Source organism: uncultured Proteiniphilum sp. (assembly GCF_937873925.1).
GTDB lineage: Bacteria > Bacteroidota > Bacteroidia > Bacteroidales > Dysgonomonadaceae > Proteiniphilum.
On the sequence record NZ_CALNAT010000120.1, the window covers coordinates 1 to 5,480 of the forward strand.

Annotated in this window: 8 protein-coding genes; 1 reads left to right on the forward strand and 7 read right to left on the reverse strand. The window is 37.4% G+C overall.

Translation table 11 applies throughout. From position 1 onward, the window contains the following. Positions 1–37: 37 nt before the first annotated feature. The 7 genes from Q0502_RS07830 to Q0502_RS07860 form a co-directional block, all read right to left on the reverse strand. A complete protein-coding gene (locus Q0502_RS07830; protein WP_298649305.1) occupies positions 38–508 on the reverse strand; it encodes a hypothetical protein in 471 nt (156 codons plus the stop codon). A 187-nt stretch (positions 509–695) separates the two neighbouring features. Further along, a complete protein-coding gene (locus Q0502_RS07835) occupies positions 696–1,118 on the reverse strand; it encodes a DUF2007 domain-containing protein (RefSeq protein ID WP_298649307.1) in 423 nt (140 codons plus the stop codon). 183 nt (positions 1,119–1,301) lie between these two features. Then, the gene (locus Q0502_RS07840; RefSeq protein ID WP_298649309.1) at positions 1,302–2,147 is read right to left on the reverse strand and encodes an SRPBCC domain-containing protein; all 846 of its coding nucleotides are present in this window, start codon (positions 2,145–2,147) and stop codon (positions 1,302–1,304) included. Beyond that, positions 2,110–2,541 carry a hypothetical protein gene (locus tag Q0502_RS07845; RefSeq protein ID WP_298649311.1) on the reverse strand — a complete coding sequence of 144 codons (432 nt, stop codon included), beginning with the start codon at positions 2,539–2,541 and terminating at the stop codon, positions 2,110–2,112. The genes Q0502_RS07840 and Q0502_RS07845 overlap by 38 nt, the downstream gene beginning before the upstream one ends. Positions 2,542–3,058: 517 nt before the next feature. After that, complete coding sequence (locus Q0502_RS07850) at positions 3,059–3,691, reverse strand: isoprenylcysteine carboxylmethyltransferase family protein (RefSeq protein WP_298649313.1); 633 nt, start codon at positions 3,689–3,691, stop codon at positions 3,059–3,061. 137 nt (positions 3,692–3,828) lie between these two features. Further along, entirely contained in the window at positions 3,829–4,128 is a 300-nt protein-coding gene (locus Q0502_RS07855; RefSeq protein ID WP_298649314.1) for a helix-turn-helix transcriptional regulator, read from the reverse strand. Between the two features lie 4 nt (positions 4,129–4,132). Further along, positions 4,133–4,468: a type II toxin-antitoxin system RelE/ParE family toxin gene (locus tag Q0502_RS07860; protein WP_298649315.1), complete on the reverse strand. Its 336-nt coding sequence runs from the start codon at positions 4,466–4,468 to the stop codon at positions 4,133–4,135. A 173-nt stretch (positions 4,469–4,641) separates the two neighbouring features. Between Q0502_RS07860 and Q0502_RS07865 the strand changes: the two genes are divergently transcribed. Next, on the forward strand, positions 4,642–5,480 hold an 839-nt coding region (locus Q0502_RS07865), incomplete at its 3' end, for a GTP-binding protein (RefSeq protein WP_298649316.1).

A 5,480-nucleotide genomic window follows, 5' to 3' on the forward strand; every position in this document is an offset into this window, starting at 1 on the left:
TAGTGGTATACTTTTAAATTACTAAGTGGACTACTTTTCAATTATTTTTTACATTTAATTCCCCATAATCATACATATTGATATAAATTAATACTGTGTCTGTAGCGCCTTTCCAAGTTACTCTGTAATTATCCAACATGGCCATTCCCATAAAACCGTTTTTACTTTCCACAGGACAACAACTCCCTAATCTATAATAACTCACTTTTTCACCATTTGGACCGGCCAATGCATTTAAAAATCTTCTTTCATTCAAAGGTCCTTCTTTTTTATCAACTCCTCCTACTTCAATTGGATTCTTTTCTGAAAAACCATAAGTCTCATCCGTTGAAATTTCTTTCAATAAAAATGTTTGATTATCAATCATTACCCTTTCAGAGGACAAAGATGCCTGAGTATGAACAGGGACTTTTTCTGAAGAGAAAGGTGTTTGATTATCGACAATAACCTTTTTTGAGGAACAAGAACAAACTATTGCCAAAATTCCAATAAAAATCAATTTCTTCATATCCTTTTATTTTAGATTTAAAAATACTCTATAACTGTTTCGTCATTTCAGATCTTCTTTCAGGTATACTTAATGCAACTTCTTTGTTGAATTATGATTAACTGCAAATATACACAATAACATTCCTATCATAACAATAAATTAAAACAAATGACATTCTTATTTAAAACAGGTTTTATTGATATTTCTATTTTTTAATTTTCCATCGCTTTCCGCATTCAAAGCAGATATAAAAACTTCTATACACAGGAAAAATAAAACCCACGATCAGGTAAGGTATCAGCGTAAGCCAATTGGATTTTCTCATCCGGCTTATGTTTCCGGAATGGCAAAAAGGACAGGAGGTACTATTTTCAAACTCTTTTTTTGACAAAACGATTACTTCCTGAGGGATCTCTTTCACACTGTCAAGGATATCCAACGCCTTATCGGCATCTTCCGCAAACACCTGCAATTTAACACCTCCCACGGCATTGGAATAGAAATTGTGAACCTGAACCGTCATTTCATCTTTGAGAAACGTCCTGATTCCTTCGGACTCCAGTTTTCCCCTGATCACATATATCTCATGAGGATAGGTAAATGTTCTGATCGTGATAAGTTGCTCCATGATTTGGCATAATTTGATATATTATTTATCGTCTAATATATGAAATTTTTTCTAAAGTTCTGACCCTTACCCTATAAACTTTTTTCGGATGGCAGATAGTCCTCATTCCAAGTAAGTTTGGAATGGCATTTTTCCTGCCATTGTCCATACATGATGGGATAACCAGCCCTCTTTGTAGTTGGGTTATTCTTTCTTCTCTGCAAGTCTCTTGATTATGCGAATGGCCTTATCCCACATTTCCTCAAAGAGAGGAATGTCACTCTTTGCTATTTTACCGATTTCTATGGAAAGCAGGTATTCATCTTCATCCCGAACAAGCCTGAACTTTTCATAATAATCTCCTAATATGGCTTCGGGTTTTGGCTCTGACTCATCATAGTAATGCAACTGCAGATATTCTTCGGGTTGATGAACTTCTACAATTCCATTTGCTGCAATGTTGTTTTCCGTATCTCTCCAAATTATTGCCGAACCCTCTCTCCAATCTGTTTTAGCAAATGCACCGTCACCAAATGCAATGCCCCATTGATTATCAGGATTAAGAACAATATCCCAAATATCTTTCCTGCTTGCACTAATACGGATTGATCTGGTAAAACTGTCCATTTCCACAAAATTGCGAAGCGACTGCCCCAGTATGCTGTTCCAACCCTCGTTAAAATTTCTCTCTGCAAAATCGGGGTTGTCCGGTGGGAACGTGTTTAAATCTGAGTGGGTTAGTTTCAAACGGGTTTTATTCCGGTCTTCGCTGAACAGTTCAAAAGTCACCAACGATTGTCCGGCGTAACCCTCATAGCTCCACGTGTATGCAATTTTTTTAAGCGGTTCCACTTCCACAATCGTACAGCGGTGTAAATATCTCTTTTCTTCACTTCCTCCATAAAATTGGAATTCAAATCCTACTTCTGCTTTGAAATCTGAAATCTCAAAATACCATTGCTTCATTTGGTCCTTATTCGTGATAGCTTCCCAAACTTTTTCTATTGGGGCTTCATAAATCCGTTCGATTACTAGCATTTTTTTGTCCATTATTTTTTACTCTTATCCCTAAAATTATCAACACAACCACTATAGTAATAGCTATCGAGTCTGTCAAAATTTCTAAAAGGTCAGTTTTATTTTTATATAATGTGCTCCCGAAAATAACCATCCAGCGGGCGATCATGATAATCCCGATCATCCATGCAGCAAATTTCACTTTTGACAAATCTTTAAAAAATGCCATAAGAAGAAAGGCGACGCCAAAAATCAGATTTTCTGCTGTAATAATGTGCCACACATAAAAAAATATAGTTCTTGCGTGTATATCAAGAATATCTATATTAAGCATCGGCAAAGTAACTAATTGTCCATTCAATGCATGGGTAACAGCGGAAAGAATCACTAAAACTCCCACTAGCAAATAATAATAATTTTTTATCATATACTTTAAGATTTCATTTAACCTGGTCTTTTGAAACTCCCGGGTATCCGTTTGCACGTCAGCCCCGCCTGGCCCAAACCCTTATTATCGGTTTGTTTAGAGCATTGAAACTGTTGCCTCTGCGATTAAAGAATTGCAGGATTTTCTTTATTACCAGAATTCTCTGTGTAAAGTTCAATATCGTTGATCGTTATTATTTTTTCTTTCATTTCTGTACCTTTCTGTTTGCAACTACCTCCTCTGATAATTTATTCATTAAAAAATTTCTTCAAAATTGGTTTTGTTACGATACAAATCCTGCCAATAAAGATCTTTCTTTCGCAGTGGAAATACGACAATCTTATGAGTTGAATGCGAAAAGTATGGAAGCGGATTTTACCACATCACACAAATATACGCAATAAGATTAAAAAACAACCACTTAGGACAATAAAAAACGACAATAGATGCTATTCTCATATAAAACAGATTATTACGAGATAATATTTTCCAATGGTTTACAGGGAACTCTGCCACACTAAAAATATCGCCTTACTTTCGTGCAATACGTGTTAAATTCTTCTCCGTATTGTTCCATTAGAAAATTCTCTTCCTTTAATACTTGTCTGTGAAATGTCAAAATGCCCACAAATAGGTATATCAAAAGTATCCAGCTTGCATAAATTAAAAACTGCCCAATGAGCATAATTGCAAAAGACAGATAAATTGGATTTCTGCTAATCGCAAAAGTACCGGTTGTAATTAATCCTTGCGCCCTGTTTTCAACCAAACCAATACGAAAACTTTTTCTAAACGAAACTAATGTCCATAGGAAAAGTATAAGTGCAATCAGGCAGGTCAACACACCAATCCAGGAAAGTATTTCTATGTGAAACAATTCCTGTCTCTCAATAGTAGGAAGATTAAATGTGTTCGCCGTAATGAGATAAAAGTAGAAGAGTGCAAAAGGTAGTATAAGGAAGTCTTTTTTATCTTTCTTCCCAAATTCTATTGCTTCGATACCTTGTCCCTTCAAATTGCAGATACGTATCATTATCAATACTATAAATGAAGTAATAGTCGCTATTCCGAAATATGCCTGCATTGATTTGATGTTAGTATTTATAACTTGCACACTGTTATTTTCACTTTCTCTTGCTTTCGCATTCAAAGCAAATATAGGAACTTCTAGACACCGGGAAAATAAAACCCATAATCAGATATGGGATCAATGTAAGCCAATTGGCTTTTTTCGTCCGGCTTATGGTCCCGGAATGACAGAAAGGACAATATGCATTGTGTATCAACTTACAAGAAAGTCAGTCCAATTCTTTTATTCAATCCTTGTTCAAAAATTCTGATCAATGTTGAAAATTGAATGTTTCCCTTTCCGTTTTCAAGCCTGGAAATATAGCTTTTCTTAGTTCCCGCTTTTTCCGCTAATTGTTCTTGTGTTAATCTCGCTTCTTTACGAGCTGTTTTTAGCATTTCTCCAATAATAAATAACTGAACGCCCTCTTCGTATTTGTTTCGGCTCTCAGTACCTAATTTCCCATGCTCAAGCTCAATTAATTCGTCAAATGTTTTTATGTTCTTATAATTTTTCATTGCCTTATTTTTTACTTTCAAAATATCGTCTCATTAACTTTGTTGCTTTGTTTATTTCCTTCTTGGGGATTTCTTGTGTCTTTTTTTGAAACCTATTAAACAATATTACAAGTTGTCCTTCATCAAAACAACAGAAAATTCTATAAATATTGGATTGATATTCAATCCTTATTTCGTAGAGTCCGCCTGTTCCAGTTAAATGTTTTAGAAATTTTTCAGGAACACATTCTACTTGTTTAATCAACTCAAGCACATATTGAATTTTACCTTTTACCTTTTGGTCCTGCCGTTGGTAAAATTCAATGAAGTGAGTTTCGTAGAAAATTATTTTCCTGCTCATTCAACAAAGTTATCTCAAAAGATAACGATTCCCAAATATTGTTATGATTATTTTGGACTTCTTCTATACCCATACCAGAAAATAAATGAGATATAACATTACTAAAAACCGATCATATAATCAATTTCTCGCTGAAAATCCGTATCTTTGCGCCCCTAAAAAGATTGTTTTACATGCAGAATATCCGAAATATTGCCATCATCGCTCACGTAGACCACGGCAAGACTACCCTGGTAGACAAAATGCTGATGGCAGGCCACCTCTTCAGGGACAACCAGCAGACAGAAGATTTGATCCTCGACAGCAACGACCTGGAACGGGAACGTGGCATCACCATCCTTTCAAAAAATGTCTCCATCCGATACAACGATATCAAGATAAATATCATCGACACGCCCGGCCACGCCGATTTCGGCGGTGAAGTAGAACGTGTGCTCAATATGGCGGACGGCTGCCTGCTGGTGGTCGACGCTTTTGAAGGGCCTATGCCGCAAACCCGTTTTGTTTTGCAAAAGGCGCTGGAGATCGGATTAAAACCCATTCTGGTGATCAACAAGGTGGATAAACCCAACTGCCGCCCCGAAGAGGTACAGGAGAAGGTGTTCGACCTGATGTTCAGCCTCGACGCCACCGAAGAACAACTCGATTTCCCTACCATTTACGGCTCGGCCAAACAGGGATGGATGTCCGACGACTGGAAAAAGCCGTCCGGCAACATCATTCCCCTGCTGGATGCGATCATCAAATATATCCCAGCACCCAAAGTGTTGGAAGGAACACCCCAAATGCTGATCACCTCTCTCGATTATTCGAACTATGTGGGTCGTATCGCCGTAGGACGCATACACCGCGGCACGATCGCCTCCAATAAGGATTACGCGCTCTGCAAACGGGACGGAAGCATCAAAAAGATCCGCATTAAAGAGGTGAATCTGTTCGAAGGATTGGGACGGGTCAAAGTGGACGAAGCGTCCTCAGGCGATATCTGCGCACTGATCGGGATCGAAGGGTT

What these genes read in the sequence shown, in the direction of transcription:
- Q0502_RS07830 (WP_298649305.1), bottom strand. Translation starts at nt 508, where the DNA reads ATGAAGAAATTGATTTTTATTGGAATTTTGGCAATAGTTTGTTCTTGT.
- Q0502_RS07835 (WP_298649307.1), bottom strand. Translation starts at nt 1,118, where the DNA reads ATGGAGCAACTTATCACGATCAGAACATTTACCTATCCTCATGAGATA.
- Q0502_RS07840 (WP_298649309.1), bottom strand. Translation starts at nt 2,147, where the DNA reads ATGGACAAAAAAATGCTAGTAATCGAACGGATTTATGAAGCCCCAATA.
- Q0502_RS07845 (WP_298649311.1), bottom strand. Translation starts at nt 2,541, where the DNA reads ATGATAAAAAATTATTATTATTTGCTAGTGGGAGTTTTAGTGATTCTT.
- Q0502_RS07855 (WP_298649314.1), bottom strand. Translation starts at nt 4,128, where the DNA reads ATGAAAAATTATAAGAACATAAAAACATTTGACGAATTAATTGAGCTT.
- Q0502_RS07860 (WP_298649315.1), bottom strand. Translation starts at nt 4,468, where the DNA reads ATGAGCAGGAAAATAATTTTCTACGAAACTCACTTCATTGAATTTTAC.